General features: G+C 33.9%; 12 protein-coding genes and 1 pseudogene. 1 reads left to right on the forward strand and 12 read right to left on the reverse strand.

Features of this window, described 5'->3' with window-relative positions; all coding sequences use genetic code 11:
* Positions 1 to 63: 63 nt before the first annotated feature.
* From QKW49_RS04945 to QKW49_RS05000, 12 genes and pseudogenes are all read right to left on the reverse strand, one after another.
* Complete coding sequence (locus tag QKW49_RS04945; RefSeq protein ID WP_349239078.1) at positions 64 to 396, reverse strand: ATP-binding cassette domain-containing protein; 333 nt, start codon at positions 394 to 396, stop codon at positions 64 to 66.
* Positions 380 to 1,468 carry a response regulator gene (locus QKW49_RS04950; protein WP_349239080.1) on the reverse strand — a complete coding sequence of 363 codons (1,089 nt, stop codon included), beginning with the start codon at positions 1,466 to 1,468 and terminating at the stop codon, positions 380 to 382. Before QKW49_RS04950 ends, QKW49_RS04945 begins: the two co-directional genes overlap by 17 nt.
* 551 nt (positions 1,469 to 2,019) lie before the next feature.
* Positions 2,020 to 3,438: an HD domain-containing phosphohydrolase gene (locus QKW49_RS04955; RefSeq protein ID WP_282866453.1), complete on the reverse strand. Its 1,419-nt coding sequence runs from the start codon at positions 3,436 to 3,438 to the stop codon at positions 2,020 to 2,022.
* 4 nt (positions 3,439 to 3,442) lie between these two features.
* Positions 3,443 to 6,712 carry a response regulator gene (locus QKW49_RS04960; protein ID WP_282866454.1) on the reverse strand — a complete coding sequence of 1,090 codons (3,270 nt, stop codon included), beginning with the start codon at positions 6,710 to 6,712 and terminating at the stop codon, positions 3,443 to 3,445.
* A gap of 126 nt (positions 6,713 to 6,838) precedes the next feature.
* Positions 6,839 to 7,018 carry an aspartyl-phosphate phosphatase Spo0E family protein gene (locus tag QKW49_RS04965; RefSeq protein ID WP_282866455.1) on the reverse strand — a complete coding sequence of 60 codons (180 nt, stop codon included), beginning with the start codon at positions 7,016 to 7,018 and terminating at the stop codon, positions 6,839 to 6,841.
* 349 nt (positions 7,019 to 7,367) lie between these two features.
* Positions 7,368 to 7,967, reverse strand: a complete 600-nt coding sequence (locus QKW49_RS04970) for a DUF4230 domain-containing protein (RefSeq protein ID WP_282866456.1) — start codon at positions 7,965 to 7,967, stop codon at positions 7,368 to 7,370.
* 14 nt (positions 7,968 to 7,981) lie between these two features.
* Complete coding sequence (locus QKW49_RS04975) at positions 7,982 to 8,923, reverse strand: DUF523 and DUF1722 domain-containing protein (RefSeq protein ID WP_282866457.1); 942 nt, start codon at positions 8,921 to 8,923, stop codon at positions 7,982 to 7,984.
* A 613-nt stretch (positions 8,924 to 9,536) separates the two neighbouring features.
* Complete coding sequence (locus QKW49_RS04980) at positions 9,537 to 9,737, reverse strand: hypothetical protein (protein ID WP_282866458.1); 201 nt, start codon at positions 9,735 to 9,737, stop codon at positions 9,537 to 9,539.
* Between the two features lie 202 nt (positions 9,738 to 9,939).
* Entirely contained in the window at positions 9,940 to 10,788 is an 849-nt protein-coding gene (locus QKW49_RS04985) for a pirin family protein (RefSeq protein ID WP_282866459.1), read from the reverse strand.
* 225 nt (positions 10,789 to 11,013) lie between these two features.
* The gene (locus tag QKW49_RS04990; RefSeq protein WP_282866460.1) at positions 11,014 to 11,202 is read right to left on the reverse strand and encodes a ferredoxin; all 189 of its coding nucleotides are present in this window, start codon (positions 11,200 to 11,202) and stop codon (positions 11,014 to 11,016) included.
* Positions 11,203 to 11,221: 19 nt separating this feature from the next.
* Positions 11,222 to 11,470 (reverse strand): annotated as a pseudogene (locus tag QKW49_RS04995) (hydroxylamine reductase); the annotation flags it as partial.
* A gap of 143 nt (positions 11,471 to 11,613) precedes the next feature.
* The gene (locus tag QKW49_RS05000; protein ID WP_282866461.1) at positions 11,614 to 13,743 is read right to left on the reverse strand and encodes an EAL domain-containing protein; all 2,130 of its coding nucleotides are present in this window, start codon (positions 13,741 to 13,743) and stop codon (positions 11,614 to 11,616) included.
* A gap of 963 nt (positions 13,744 to 14,706) precedes the next feature.
* Here QKW49_RS05000 and QKW49_RS05005 point away from each other — a divergent pair.
* Positions 14,707 to 16,056 carry an MATE family efflux transporter gene (locus QKW49_RS05005; protein WP_282866462.1) on the forward strand — a complete coding sequence of 450 codons (1,350 nt, stop codon included), beginning with the start codon at positions 14,707 to 14,709 and terminating at the stop codon, positions 16,054 to 16,056.
* Positions 16,057 to 16,252: the final 196 nt, after the last annotated feature.

The raw sequence follows: 16,252 nt of genomic DNA on the forward strand, positions 1-16,252 counted from the left end.
ATGGCTTTAATCAAAAATACTTGAATCATATTTAATAAAAAAGGATATATGCTATATCCTTTTTTATTCCTCACGTTTTAGGAAACAATTGCACGGTGAAATATTGTTCCATACTTCCCGTCTATTTTTTTCTATCATAAAATCACGTTTAATCTGTCCATCAAGAATTTCTATAATTCTGTCAGATTTAGCAGCAATGTGCATATCGTGGTTTACAATAACAAAAGTAGTCCCCTTATGTCGATTGATGTTTCGCAAAAGTGAGTACGCCTGTTCTGTCGATTCTGAATCAAGGTTGCCTGTGGGTTCATCTGCTAGAATAAGAGGTGAATCATTCATTAGAGCTCGTGCAATTGCTACCCTTTGCTGCTGACCGGTATTATATTGTATTTTCATACTTTTGTATTTTTTTCAGCACTTGCTCTACATTAAACGGCTTACTGATATAATCATCCATGCCGGCTATCAGACACCTTTCCATATCATCTTTCATTGCATTTCCTGTAACAGCTATAATTACTGTATGCTTTTCACCCTCTTCTTCCGCTCGAATTCTACTTGTCGCTTCATATCCATTCATTACCGGCATTTCACAATCCATAAAAATAATGTCATAATTATTATCATTTTTATATGCCTTAACTGCTTCTTCTCCATTTACCGCGACATCACAACTTAGACCTATTCGTGTCAGCAGTTGGACAAAAAAATCTCTGTTTATCTCGTTATCCTCAACCAGTAGTATCTTAATCGAATTGTTATCACTAGATTGCTTTATTCCTACTTCCCTTTCTTGTGTTATATCAACTTGTTTTTCATCAAAAAGCCTCGCAACACCATCAAGAAAATCATTTCGTCTGTAAGGCTTTGTAATATATCCGTCAAACCCCTTTATTATTGAGTGTTGTAGGGATATACTCCCAATTACGGATACCATAATGATGATGGGAATGTTCTTTATGGAAAATATCCCTTTCACAGCATCTAGGAACTCAAATGCTGTCATCCCATGAACTTGATCATCAGTTAAAATTGCATCGTATAAGTGTCCATAGCCTTTGCTGACAAGTTTCTCTAGCGCATCTGTTATGCTTTCTGCCTCTCTGACAATACAGCCAACTTCTTCAAGATATGTTTTTGCTGTATAACGGTTCATAGGACTATCTGCGATTACCAAAATACGTCTGCCTTTTAAAGCTGAATAATCGGTTAAGTTAGGCATCAATATCGCTTCTGTTCCATTACTCTTAACTATGTTATCAGCCTCTTCTTGTGTATTCACAGTTATCAATTCATTTTTCGACTTAGACTTATGTTTTCTTTGTAACAAAGTTATGAATGCAACATATACTTTCTCGCCCTTTTCTTTATTGAAAATATTAAACCGCTTTAGTAATTTCCCTTTAAATAATTTCTCTTTAGCTTTTACTAAATCCTTAAAATTCAAAATCCTCTTTATTAAATTCATAAAACTTAATTCTCTCTCCTTATATCGTGTTGAGGAAATATCTTGTAATTTACAATATATTTCCAGATTAACAAACCACTTTATTCACATTTAATTTTATTATATAATTATGCTATAGTATTATGTCAACAAAATAAATTTTAACAATAACCATCATACAGTGTATTTAGTTTATTAAACGTGGCAGTTTGCCACGTTATATTTTGTAAGTTTAAAAAGAAGGATTTATGTAAGAGATTAGTTAAGAAAAACAAGAAATTGTGAGGGCAGTCACTGTTTCAATGGCCATAAGTGAGCGCGTGTAAATAGTATCTGTATATTGAATTGAACAGAATTATAACTGTTGCTACTATAATACTATGTCCTTATAATGGCCAAATTTGCTCCTTTTTATGTGTGAAATTGAGCAAACTTAGCCATTAATATTAATATATTTAAAGCTATATGGTTTTCAAAGGTCTTCATAATACTGCTTTCTGTAATTTCAATCGTTAAATATTCTAGATTAAGCCGTACTTCAGATGAAGTATCTTACTTTTTCTCACTAAACTTTACTCTTCTATTATTTTTAAAAAGGCTGTAACGATTTTCGGATCGAAGCATCTGCCGGCTTGTCCTTTTATAAATTCTATTGTATTCTTCTTCCCCTGCGGTTTTTGATAAAAACTTCCATAAACTCCACAATCATAAGCATCCAAAACAGAAATAATACGTGAATTTAATGGGATACTTTCTCCTTTCAGCCCTTGGGGGTATCCATTTCCATCCCATCTCTCATGATGATGTAGTATATCATCAGCAATATGTGCTAAATCTTGGGATGCGCTTACAATTCTATACCCAATTTCACTGTGGTTTTGCATGATTTTCCATTCTTTCTCTGTAAGATCCCCATTTTTACTTAGAATATCATCAGGAATAGCTGTAATGCCAATGTCATGCAGCAACGCAAGAAGCTGCAAATTATTAATATGATCGATAGATAGACCAAGTTCTTTTCCAAGTTTATAGGATAGTGTTGTCAGTCGGTCACTATGCTCTTGCGTTTCGTGATTACGTTCACTGAGCGTTTTTCTAAGAGAAGATATAATAGAACTTCTTATACTCCTGCTCTCCATCAGTTTTGTACTATACATTCTATCTTCCGCAATTTTATAGATATCCATTATATCTTGATGCGCATTCTCTTTTGTTGCAGCACCCATGGATACACTTAGTTTTATAGGAGCACCTTTCTCATTTTCACACCTATCTCTGATTCGCTCAACAATTTTCTCAGTATCCGTCAATCCTACTCTTGGTAATATAATTAGAAATTCATCTCCTCCTGTCCGAGCTGCAATTTCACCTTTTCTGCATTCATTTTTTATGATATTTGCTATCGTTACAAGTAACTTATCCCCTGCTTCATGTCCGAAAGCATCGTTTGTAAGTTTCAACCCATTCACATCCGCTACGATTAAAGAAATGGGACAGTCCCTACCGTGATCCAATCTCTGCATTTCTTCTTCACAGAATCTTCTATTATAAAGACCGGTCAACTTATCATGATAACTTAAATAAATGATTTCTTCTTTTCTTTTCATCAGTTCTATTGCATTTTTTGCCTTTAAAGGCAAAGATATCTTCATGGCCTCTTCGCTAAGAGGTTTTGAAAAATAGTCGTATGCACCAAGGGTTAAAGCCACTTCAATTGCTTTCTTATCTTTGATACCTGTACAAACGATAATAGGAATATCCATCACGCTGGGATCTTCTTTTATTTTCTTTAACACTTGAAATCCGTCTTCTCCCGGCATCATGATATCTAAAATACACATATGTATCTCGTTTAGTACAAGCCTTTCATTAATATCTAGCCCGTTTTCAGCCTCAAACAGTTTTATATCATCCAGTCTTTTTTTAAGAACATGTCGGATGACTTGTCTATCTATAGAAGAGTCATCAATAATCATAATATTTCCTATCATACATTCAACGCCCTCCTCTATTTTGATGGTTTAGAGAACTTATCAATTCTTTCAAGTAATCTGTTAAATTGCTGAGTTCTTCAGCATTACCGGTTTTGGCGGCTTCCTCAGCTTCTAATGCACATTTTGCTGCGTCTTTGACCCTTACATTGCCTGCAGATCCTTTTAATTGATGCAAAAGCATACCTGCTTTTTCAAAATCATTTTGCGCAGTGTAAGTTTTAATGTCCTGAATTAATTTCTCCGCATGTCCAAGAAACATTTCTAATAGTTCTACACAGGCTTCCTTATCTAATCCTGACTCTTCCATCAGAACATCTACAGTTTTAAAAAAATTTCCAACTTCCCCCTCGTTATCATGCTTATTATTTGAGGCTTGATCATATTTTTCAAGGATATTTACTATTTGCGAAATATTAATAGGTTTACTTAAATAATCATCCATCCCTGCCTCGAAGCACTTTTTTGCAGTTCCCTTCATTATATCAGCCGTCATTGCTACAATAAATGTATGCTTTGTATCACTTTCTGTTTTTCGAATCTGTCTTGTCGCCTCATACCCATCCATGATCGGCATTTGGCAATCCATAAAAATAACATCATAATTGTTATTCAGGCAAGCCCTCACAGCTTCTTCACCATTTACTGCAACATCGCAACTAAGGCCTTCCATCTTGATCATTTTAATAAACAACTCTCTATTTATTTCATTGTCTTCTACTAATAGTATTTTACGCTTATTATTATAATTAGCCTCATCTGCATGATGTATTGTAGCAAAATTATTCTTAGTGCTTTTATCAGATTCTTTTCCGTTTAAGACCATTGACACACAGTCTAGTAGTTCATCTCTCTTATAGGGCTTTAAAACAATACCTGAGAACCCCTTCTCTTTTGCTTGTTTTGAAGCTGTAACTTGATCAATTGAAGTTATTAATAATAATGGCATCTTATTTATACTAACTATCTCCTGAATTGCATCAGCTAAATCAAACCCTGTCATACCAGGCATTTGATAATCAACTAATATGCTATGGTACAACAACTTCCGTTTAGCCCTTACAATCTTATTTATCGCATCAACTACAGTTTCTGCTTCATCAACTATGCAACCTACCTCCTCAAGGTAATATTTTGCTATCTTTCGATTCATTGTATAGTCATCTACAATCAATATTCTCTTTCCTTTAAACACCGAATAGTCCGGCAAGATAAGATATGACTCACTATCTATTATATTCAATATGACGGTAAAATAAAAGGTAGTACCTTTACCTTTTTCACTCATAACTTTTATTTCTCCATTCATCAGTTCTACAATATTACGAGAGATTGCAAGTCCTAGTCCAGTCCCTCCATATCTTCTTGTAGAAGATGAATCCGCTTGTACAAATGGGCTGAAAATTCTATTTATTTCCTGTTCAGTCATACCAATACCGGTATCCCTTACGGTACACAATATTTCCACAGTTGTATCTGTTTGGTTAGCTAAAGAAACCTCAACAAACACCTCTCCTCTATTTGTAAACTTTGTTGAATTACTTATGAGATTCGTAAAAACTTGACGTAGTTTTGTCGGATCTCCCGATACACATTGGGGAATATCCGAATGAATAAGCATATTAAGTTCAATGCCTTTTTTCCTTGCTTTCGCATCATAAGCGACTACAGCTGATTCAATTACAGAACGTACATTAAATGGAATATTTTCAAGCTCCATCTTACCTGCTTCAATTTTTGAGATATCAAGAATATCATTAAGCAAAGTGAGTAAAATATCAGTCGAGTTCTTAATATTTCTAATAAATTCAACTTGTTCATTATTTAGCTCTGTTCTTTCAAGCAGCTGTATAAAGCCCAAAATGCCATTCATAGGTGTTCTAATCTCATGACTCATGTTAGCAAGAAATTCGCTTTTTGCACGATTTGCCTTTTCAGCATCTATTCTCGCAATGTTTAATTCAGCATTCTTTTTTTCTATTTCTGCTGTCCTTTCTCTTACTTTTTCTTCAAGATTGTTTACGTGGACATATAACTCTTCAGCCATATGATTAAATCTCTTGGCTAGTTTTCCAATTTCATCATTTCTGAAAACCTCTGCTCTTTGCTTCCAATCTCCTTTTGAAAACTTTTCTGTAACACACATCAAGTGGTCTATTGGCTTAAGAACCATTGCTGTATTTTTCATATATATCACTATAGATACAAGAAGCGCTAGAATAGATAACAATACTGCAATAAGAATATTTTTATTTAACTCAGCAGTGAACTCATTTTCAGGGATGGCAGTGATAATCAGCCAATCCAACCCTTCTTTTTTATAACTTGTTAATTTAATGTGGAAATTATTGTTATTTATGTTTATAGTGTACTGATTGCCTAGCTGCGCTTTATACTTTTCATAGGCCTCAATGACTGCTTTATTTTCAACTTCTTGAATGCCAATCCTTCTAAAGTCTTTATCTGTAATCACTTCGAAATTAGACTCTCCAACAGAGTTTCCAATCAACAAACCTGACTTTTCTTCAATAATATAAGCAATAGCCTTTTTCTCTTTGACAATTTCCTTTAAATAATGATTTATTCTAGACAAAGTGATATGCGTTCCCAACACACCTTCTAGGATATCTTCACTATTAAAAATAGGATAGGATGCTGACAGGGCCAAATCTCTCTTTACAAAGTGTTTATAAATAGGAGAGAATATCGGCTTCGCTTGCTCTTTCGCAATGCTATACCAATCCCTTGTGCGGGGATCAAACTTTCCAAAATCCTCTACAAACTCTCCCGCAGTCAGATCATTTGTTACAGCATAATAGCGGGAATGTCCATTCGTTTCTTCATCACTTCGATATACCTCAATTTCATTTGCTTTATTTCTTCGTGCTCCGTAATATTCTCCCTCTTCTGTACCATAACTAAAGCTGTAGACTTCTTCACTGCTTGATTGAATTATACTAGCAAGAAATATTTCACGCTCTTTGTGATTATCCATGTCTATAATTCCACTCTGAATCATATTATAATTCATTTTATTAATGTATAAAGGAATATTTACAAAGTATTCTATACTATCTAAAATATCTTCATTTGCTTCTTGTTGCATTCCCTTGATAGTATTATCAATGGAGTCTTTCCAATGAGAAAAAATAATGTAGCATATACTGCTGACTGTTATAATCATAAGAACAATAAACGAAATACTAATCAAAGCTCTCAATGAACTTCTTGTTTTATTCATCATTCCCTTTTCTATATTCATTTTTTCGTCCATTTAATCACATCCATTCTTAGGATAGTAATATCCAGCAATTCATAAAGGGCTGAAGATACTTATCTTTCATAATCATCACTTACAATAAAAATACCCCAAATATAATCAGAACTTTGGCTCTGTTTATTACTCTCTGAGATAGTCCTTCTGAATACTAGCTCGGTTATATTGGTTGATGACTTCGTCTAATCTTCTGCTTAGTTCTAATATCTCTCTAGTAGTCAATGAGCTTCTATTTTTTGCTATAAGATTCAACTCAGTTCTCAGCTGTTCAATCTCCCTGCTTAATTGTAATTTTTCATACATAAAGCTATACCTCCTATATCGTAGGTAGGACTAACTAATATAGCATTAAATTTTTATATATCCACTTTCACTTTTGCTGTAGAACATGTAGCATCAGCTAGTGACATCTTTAAAGGAGAAAAAACAGAGATATAATTAGTATGGGGTGTAGTTCATATATTGAAAGGAAGAAAAGAATATCCTCATACACTTCACGAAGCACGGCCCTACATTGTTTTCGCCAGGAAACCTTATTGTTCTCTTCGACGACGGTGGGAGTGTAAAATGTGCATCTAATATCATCTGCAGAAATTTCAAAATATTATCCACTAAAAATTACACTTATCTACAATTTAGTATACAACTCAAGTTAGTATAAATCAAACTCAATTTTTTCATATCCATAACTTTTAAGAAAAGATTGTAAAATTAATATTAATCGTTTATCTGATTCTTCTAATAAGCCGTCTTTTAATACCTTATTCTTTAACGCATTCTTAGCTATGTTTATTTCATCGAAGATATATTGAGTTGGATATTCAGATAGAATTTCTCCCTTAATATCTTCAACAGTCGTCTGCTCTGTATCTACAACATTATCAATAACATGTGATTTAGGAATCTTCACCCTCATAGTTTTTGTGTCATCATCGACACTTAATTGAATTTTACTGAAATCTGTTCCAACTTTAATATAACCTTGGTATTTTATTAGTTTAATTGTTTCAGAAAATGGTAAATTAACTCCAAATTTTTCATTTCTCGTTTTACTGATTATCACATCTGCATACTCATATTTATAAGTTGCTAATTCAGATATTTCCGCTATTTTATTACTTATTTCTATTGAGCTGTACGGTTTAACTGTACGCATCTTCATAATATCCTTTTCAAAAACAATAGTATAACCTATAATACCAATTACCATAATCATAAGAACCAGTATTAAAATCCTAATAATATTTTTCATATCTCTTACCTTTCCTATGCATTTTCTTTCCTTTCTTCTCGATAAAGCACCGGTGAAGTCCCGAATAAAATTTTATCATCTATCGCCGTACGTTCCATTTTAATTAATTCTTTCGCTATGGAAGTAATATTCCTTTTGAATTCTGGGGAATTAATCTCTGCAACCGTTTTTCCACTGACTTTTCTGTAGTGTGAGTAATTTTTCCAGAGACTATTTGTAATTTTTCTAGTAGTTGATGGCTTTCGAAAAACTTCCATAACTTCTTGTCGAAAATCTTCTATAAATTTTCCAAACTGGTCTTCTCTCAAATCGGCCAGTTTCCTCCCCATTTTTCTTGCCCATGGCTCATCCAACTCTTGACAAAGAAACTTTAATTTATACCATATTGAATATAGGTCACTCTTATTCTCAATCTTTATCCCTTTTACCCAAGTAAATGCAAGAAGTCGTCTTCTCCAATCCCACCACTTTAATGGACTCTGCAGATCAGAGGCTGGAATAAGGAAAAAACCGTATTTCAAAAGCAAGGATCCTAAAATCCCTGGTGGATTTCCTCTCTTTTGCTTCTTTAAAGTCGTTCGGTACACTCCACAGGAGGGGCTGCCTTCCATATAAACATAAGCACTGGCATTTGCTCTATTTAATGCTTCCAAACATACTAAAGTACCTTCTTTAATTTGCGCTGTTACATTTTCTCCCTTACGATTTTTCACTTCCGCCTCTTCCGTCCAGATCTTTGACCCCTCTGCCCCAGCAATATGAATAGGCTCTCTAGGAACGCCAAGGCCTGCCATGCTCTCAGGACATACCGGACACCACTTGAAGTCACTTTTTTCTCTTCCTATGATTTTTAACATATCCCATCCTTTTCCATTATACCTGACAGGACACCCCATACAGCAAGCACTAATCCCGATAGCTATCCGTTCATTGATAATAACCGTCTGTTTATCCAAAGATTTCACCTTCCTGAATGAAAGATCGCTATAGTAAAGCAATCCTTCTTATGTATTTGTCTACATCAAATTTTCTCTTATGACCATCGTAAGACATATATCTTATTGATATACACTTACCACCAATATGCAATTATAAAACTGCATTATTTTGATGAATTTAGTTGTAATTAATTTCTCTGTTACCCAAACGGCCTATTCCGGCACACCCGGTAAATATGACGATAGTACCCCCATATAGGACCAAGAGTTTTACATCTGAAGTCTATACTTATCAAACTATACTGTTGCTTGAAACTAGTAAACAGACATTTTCCCATACACGATATATTATATGTCCTCTTGAATGCATAATGAAGGAAGCACTAATGATTTTTTACTTTTTTTGTAAAATGAAGATTTAACTATTTCCCCATCGATCATTAAAAAAGGATATTTTTTCATCATCTTGATATGTTCCCCTGCTGATACTAATGAAGCATTATACGATTGTACACATAAAACGTTTGTTCATTATGCTGATATAAATTCACTTATAATCTTATATAAAAAATACATATTCTTATAAATTTGTTTTCTCTATTCTCACTGCCATATCTTAGGTCTTCTTTATCTAGTTATTATTCGACTCTACTTGTTTAATCGACAAATATTCTTTAACTCTTTCATTGAGCTTGCTATCGAAAACTTGCCATAAAAAAATGTTTTCCTCACTTATTTTTTCTTTTTTAATTCGATTGATCATTATATTTAATTCCTCAATTTCACATAAAATATCTTCTTGAAAGGTATTTTCCAAACAGCCATGTAACATATGTATTCCCCCCAAATCTTCATGAAATTGTTTAAAGCTTTTTACTCAAAAATAGGACCTTAGTCCTATTTTTCTAGTGCTATAGAATTATCTAATAGATAATATATACCCCTTTTTTTAAGTAAAACACAATCTTTAAACTTTTTTCAATGAATATTTTTCAACGAGAACACTTGAAACATTTCTACGATACAAGGAGGTTTTACTTGATGAATTTATTCTCTTCAAGCTCTCTGAAAGCCAAATCCAATTCTTCTCTAGTATTCATAACAATAGGTCCGCCCCAGGCTATAGGCTCCTTAAGAGGTTTCCCCGATAATAGCAAAAATCTTATACCTTTATTCGATGCTCTTACTTTGAATTTATTTCCTTCATTAAATAATACTGCGTGCTTTTCTGAGATGAGTGTACTATCATCATGATTAAAAAAAGCTTCACCCTGAAGTACATAAATAAATAGTGTATTATCACTTTCCGTATCTATATACCATCCTGATCCGGGATCTAACTCCACATCCAAATAAAGCGCTTTAACGTAATCCCCTTCTACCGCACCTTTCTCGCCATTGTAATTTCCAGCAATAATGTGAATCTTTACACCATCTTCATCTATTATAGGAATATCTTCCTTTGAAATAGATCTGTACTTTGGTGCAGCCATTTTTTCTCTAGCAGGTAGATTTAACCATAATTGGACACCAAGCATTCTTGTACTAGCAACTGGCATTTCCTGATGAATAATCCCTGATCCTGCAGTCATCCATTGACATTCCCCATCTAAAATACTACCTTTATTTCCAAGGCTATCCCCATGTTCAATATTCCCATTTATCAGATATGTGATGGTTTCAATTCCTCTATGGGGGTGCCAGGGAAAACCTTTAACATAATCATCCGGATTTAAGGAATCAAAAGCATCTAACATCAGAAAAGGATCAAAATCCTTCGTATCATCATATCCAAAAACTCTTACAAGTTTTACTCCTGCACCATCTACTGCATTTTTTCCTGTTATAATTTTACGTATTGTCCTATAATTACTTTCACTCATTTAATCTCCTCCTCGTTTTTCTGCACTTAACTTCGTTATGATATTTATTAATTTTTCACACAATCTTTTAAATTACTCGTTCTTTTTCCTATTCCAGAAATGTTATAAGCAGTGATTGATTAACCTCTTGAAAACAATTTAAAAGTAAAAACATACACGAAAGCCGTCAATATTGACAGCTTTCCCATGTCTGATATAAGGTAGATGAGCTTGATTGTCCATAAATTATTGAATAGTGATCGCACTTACCGGACATTGCATTTCAGCGCCTTTAGCACTATCAATGATATCTTTCGGTATTTCAATATCTTTTGCTTTTGACTTTCCGTCTTCATCCATACTGAATATTTCAGGACAGATTGTTGTGCACAATGTACATCCTATACATGTATCCTTATCGACATATGCCCTCATTTCATTTTCTCCTTCCTGCTTATCCTAAGATTTCCGCTAAATCTGCTTCAGGATTGGAGATTGGTTTTATATTAAATTTATCAATAAGAACCTGGAGTACATTAGGAGATATAAAGGCAGGGAGCGATGGTCCAAGATATATATTCTTGATTCCTAAAGATAATAGGGTAATCAAGATACATACAGCCTTTTGTTCATACCAAGATAATACCAATGAAAGCGGCAAATCATTTACCTCAAAGTCAAATGCTTCTGATAATGCTAAGGCACATTGATAACAAAACATTAAACTTATCATATAGACCCTCCTGTTATATATTATAAAATGGTTTATATCTTCATATACACCAATTATTTCATAGTTAAAACCATAAAATACATATTATTAGATCAATAGATATCTTATTTCTGTTAGCCGTTTAGTTTAGGTTTCTGAAACCAGAACTTTTTAAAGTCTTCAGGTAATAATGGTTTACTAAAAAAATATCCCTGTAATTCATCACACCCGTTGTCTCTTAAGAATTTTACTTGCTCCACTGTCTCTACACCTTCAGCAATGACTTTATACCTAAGGTTATGAGCCATATCAATAATCGTTTTGGTAACGATCATACTGTCAAAATCTTTATTGAAATCAACGATGAAGGATTTATCTATTTTCAACTTATATAGAGGCAGTTTTCTTAAGTAATTTAATGAAGAATATCCCGTTCCAAAATCATCTATATCAACTCTGATTCCAAGTTTTTTAAACTGGAGTATTTTATCAATGCATTTTTCAATATCAACAACAATAGCGCTTTCTGTAAGCTCCAGCTCTAAAGAACTTGGTTTTATGCCAGCTTCTGTAACAATCTGCATAATCTTATCAACTATATTATCTTGTTTGATTTGATATGAACTTATATTTACAGATACTACCAAATTTATCTCATCTTCATACCATTCTCTTATTTTCTTACAAGCTTCTTTAATGGTCCATTCACCAATTTTAAGAATAGTCCCAGTCTCTTCTGCTATTGGGATGAATTCTGCCGGTGAAACCATACCAAGTAATGGGTGTTTCCACCTTATTAATGCTTCCACACCTGTGATATCACCAGTAGCCAAATCAACCTGAGGCTGGTATACCAAATAAGCCTCTTTTCTATCAATAAAGCTGTTTAATTCTACTTCAATTCTACGTCTCCTCACAATCGTATGATTCATTTCCTGGGTATAGAATTGTGATACATTCCTACCTTGTTTTTTTGCCTGCGCCATAGCTTCTTCCGAATTCTTGAGTAATTCTTCATATGTCTTGCTTTCCTGAGGAAAGAGACTGATTCCTATGCTGCAACTTATATTTATGGTATTATTATCTATTATAAATGGCTCTGTCATCCGCTTACGCACTAATTCAGCAGTTGCTCCTACATACTGCTCAGACAGAACATTATTTAGCAAAACTCCAAACTTGTCCACTCCAAAATATGCAAGCATAGCTTCATTTTTAAAAATAATCCTCAACTTTCCTGCAAAAACCTTTAAAAATTTATCTCCAAACTGGAAACCATAGCTGTCATTTATGTGCCTGAACCGATCAATATCAATATAGAGCATAGCGATACTACGGCTGGATCTCTGCATATTTTCAACTTCTTTTTTTAACCTCTCTTCAAACATATTTCTATTAGGCAGTCTGGTAAGAATGCTATGAGTTGATAAAAATTGTACTCGCTTTTCATTTTTTTTCTGATCTGTTCTCTCATTTAGTATTCCGATATAATTCTTAACAGATTGTTTTTCATCTTTAAGTGCAACGATCATTAACAGCGCTGTGTATACCTTTTTATTCTTACGTCTTCCTACTATTTCCCCTTTCCAGAATCCATTCTGTTCAACTTTCTTCCACATATTTATATAAAATTGCTCATTATTTAGTCCATTCTTCAGTATATTTCCTTTTTCGTTATGTAAATCTTCAAGAGTATATCCAGTAATATTAACATATGCCTCATTAACATCCATAACCTTTGACAAATCACTTTCTGTAAATATCATACCTTCTGACGAATTATACATTGCCTTTGATATCAAATCTAACTTAGACCTAGTTGCATTTATATCAGTAACATCCTCTATAGTAGTTACCTTGTATCTTTTTTGGTTCTCATCTATAAGTAGTCCTGCAGTTACTAGTACATCCAATATTTTGCCATCTTTTCTCTTTACTTTCCATTCTCGTCCTATCTCTGGTAGTCCCCGTATAAAATCATCATGCTTCTCCATTACAGCTTGTTTCTCTTCATCCGGCACCACAATAGTAAACTTTTCACCAATTAACTCCTCACGTGAATACCCATAAATTCTGCCATAGGCATCGTTAAACAGTATGAACTCTCCTTTCTCATTAGTAACGCAAATGCCAACATCAGCTGCTTGAAAAACAGCATCGATAAGCTTATTGTAATTAGGAAGACCCAAGAGATTGATCTGAGAATTAAGCTGCATATCCTGAATTTCTTTTGAATTCTTGTTAGTTTCATCAGATTTCATCATCAATTCTGCTCCCTTTTCAACTTAATTCTTCTAGCCAATTTCAGCACAATAGTATTTTCAATTTATAACCTTACTACAATGTATTGTTAGCACTAACCAACCATATAGTATCGAAAATTGTCTATTTTTGTAAAGTATTATAATAAATAGTAGATTAGCACACATCCAACCTGATCCATAGATATTTTGAAGATCCTTATCCTGATACGTTCGCCCACTCCCCGATAAGATAGCAATTCCTAAATTCTTATAAAACTACTATAGTGTCTAAACTAAAACATTTAGGTGAGCTTGCGACTTCAGTTTTTGGACTGGATAATCTGTCGGTATGCCATTCCTGGTAACTTATAGGGATTATTCCTAAATTCATTTTATTAACTAGTATTGTTGTAACAATTAATACCCAATTATCGTAGTACAAAACAAATATTTTGAAAGTTTATAATTTCTACAGAGTCATAGTTTTTCTAATAAAAAGACTTCATATCTTTTTTCACCCTTTATAAGAATACAGTGCCAATAATCCAACTCTAAAAATCTTTAACCACAAAATTACGTATTCCATTCTATATTTCTCTACTACAGCTTTTACACCGAAAATGAGTACTTCTTTCACAGTTATCTCATAAACTTTTCAAATGGTCTTGGCAAAAATAAAATAATGTGCGAGAATATTAAAGCAGTAAACATTTATAGATATGTACCGTATTATTCTTTGCATCTAATAAAACCTTGGCTGTATTTAAGAACAGTGTTGACATCATAAAAATATCGGCTTGTAGGGAACGGTTCTAAACCATTCCGTTTGTGAAATCCGTAGATGTTTTTTGCTGAACGGTTATGAACTGTCTCTTACGATGTAATGTCACTGCAGCATGTTCCATCATATTGGAATATATAAACAACTCCAATTTTTAACAATATTCTTAAATGTAGCCTAAAAATTTTGATGGGGGAACTATTATGAACTATATAAAAAAGAACAAACAGCTAATAAAATCAGTGTTATCTATATCGTTGCCAGCAATCGGTGAAATGAGCCTAAATACCTTAGTGGGCATAGCGGACACACTGATGATCAGCTACTTTATTAGTGCTGAAGCACTGACGGCTGCCGGATATGCCAATCAAATATTTTTTACAATAATTTTTGTTTTTTCTTCATTTAATGTAGGTGCAACAGCCATGATTTCGAGAAATTACGGCGAAAAAAATTATTCCAGGCTTAACCAGATACTTGGGCAAAATATGACATTAAATATTGTAATTGGAATGATCATCATGCTGTTATCCCTTACCTTCGGCCATCAGTTTATGAAAATATTTGATACCTCCCGTTCAATATTGAATATGGGTACGTCTTACTTTAATATTGTATCCTATAGCCTTGTTTTTATGTTTATCTCCTTTGCCGCTGCTGCAAGCCTAAGAGGAGTAAGCGATACGCGAACGCCTATGCTGATCACACTCATTACGAATATTCTAAACATCATAGGCAATTATGTATTGATGACCGGCTTTTGGATTTTTCCGAATATGGGTATTGATGGAGCTGCAGTCTCCACTACCCTCTCCCGTTTAATCGGTGTGCTGCTGTATGCGTTTGTGCTTTTAAACGGCAGACATCACTTAAAGCTGTTGTATAAGAATTTAAGAGCCTCAACAGATATTTTAAAGCCGCTGTGGAACTTCAGCTATACAGCAGGTATTGAGCAACTTCTGATGCAAGTATCCTTTGTAGCAGTCAGTGTCATTATCTCATCATTAGATACAACTTCCGAAGCAGCCTTTCGTATCTTGTTGAATATAGAATCATTATCTTTCATGCCTGCAATAGGATTTTCCATTGCTGCTGCTTCATTAGTTGGAAAATCCCTAGGGGAACAGGATCAGGAAAAGGCATTGCATACCGGATATATAAGCTGTGGTCTGGGAATTATATGGGGAATATTTATTGGATTGATATTCGCGCTGTTCCCTTCACAAATCATTGGTTTTTTTACTAATGATAGAGATATCATTAATGCCTCCATCAGCACAATGTTGCTTGCCGGTCTTGACCAGCCTTTTCTCGGATTTATTATCATCATATCAGGTGCGCTGAGAGGAGCAGGAGATACAAAATCTGTAATGGTATTAAACTCATTTAGACTATGGGTTGTTTTTGTACCATTATGCTATATTTTTGTCACCTTTCTGGGTATGGGAATCATTAGTGTTTGGGTTTCCGAGCTTTGTGCCCTAATAATATTCAACTTCATTCTATTTAAGAGATTTCAAAGTGAAAAATGGTCAAACATTGATATTAATTAAGTCGTTATGCTGGTTTTTACAGGAAAAATTTCCAATTCACACAGGTGAACACAGGCACCACACGGGGACAGGTACCTTGTGTTAGGCGACCACACGTGAGCAGGTACCTTGTGTTATTAGACTTTAACAAATGTAATATTCCCAATGATTTTATTTGCTTGAATATCAAAGTTTGTAAAAAAGCTAACCAAACATG

Source organism: Petroclostridium sp. X23 (genome assembly GCF_030013905.1).
In the GTDB taxonomy this organism is placed as follows: domain Bacteria; phylum Bacillota; class Clostridia; order SK-Y3; family SK-Y3; genus X23.

Excerpts from the sequence above, each read along its gene's own strand:
- QKW49_RS04990 (WP_282866460.1), bottom strand. The coding sequence starts at position 11,202 with ATGAGGGCATATGTCGATAAGGATACATGTATAGGATGTACATTGTGC.
- QKW49_RS04965 (WP_282866455.1), bottom strand. The coding sequence starts at position 7,018 with ATGTATGAAAAATTACAATTAAGCAGGGAGATTGAACAGCTGAGAACT.
- QKW49_RS04950 (WP_349239080.1), bottom strand. The coding sequence starts at position 1,468 with ATGAATTTAATAAAGAGGATTTTGAATTTTAAGGATTTAGTAAAAGCT.
- QKW49_RS04970 (WP_282866456.1), bottom strand. The coding sequence starts at position 7,967 with ATGAAAAATATTATTAGGATTTTAATACTGGTTCTTATGATTATGGTA.
- QKW49_RS04985 (WP_282866459.1), bottom strand. The coding sequence starts at position 10,788 with ATGAGTGAAAGTAATTATAGGACAATACGTAAAATTATAACAGGAAAA.
- QKW49_RS05000 (WP_282866461.1), bottom strand. The coding sequence starts at position 13,743 with ATGATGAAATCTGATGAAACTAACAAGAATTCAAAAGAAATTCAGGAT.
- QKW49_RS04945 (WP_349239078.1), bottom strand. The coding sequence starts at position 396 with ATGAAAATACAATATAATACCGGTCAGCAGCAAAGGGTAGCAATTGCA.
- QKW49_RS04980 (WP_282866458.1), bottom strand. The coding sequence starts at position 9,737 with ATGTTACATGGCTGTTTGGAAAATACCTTTCAAGAAGATATTTTATGT.
- QKW49_RS05005 (WP_282866462.1), top strand. The coding sequence starts at position 14,707 with ATGAACTATATAAAAAAGAACAAACAGCTAATAAAATCAGTGTTATCT.
- QKW49_RS04955 (WP_282866453.1), bottom strand. The coding sequence starts at position 3,438 with ATGATAGGAAATATTATGATTATTGATGACTCTTCTATAGATAGACAA.
- QKW49_RS04960 (WP_282866454.1), bottom strand. The coding sequence starts at position 6,712 with ATGGACGAAAAAATGAATATAGAAAAGGGAATGATGAATAAAACAAGA.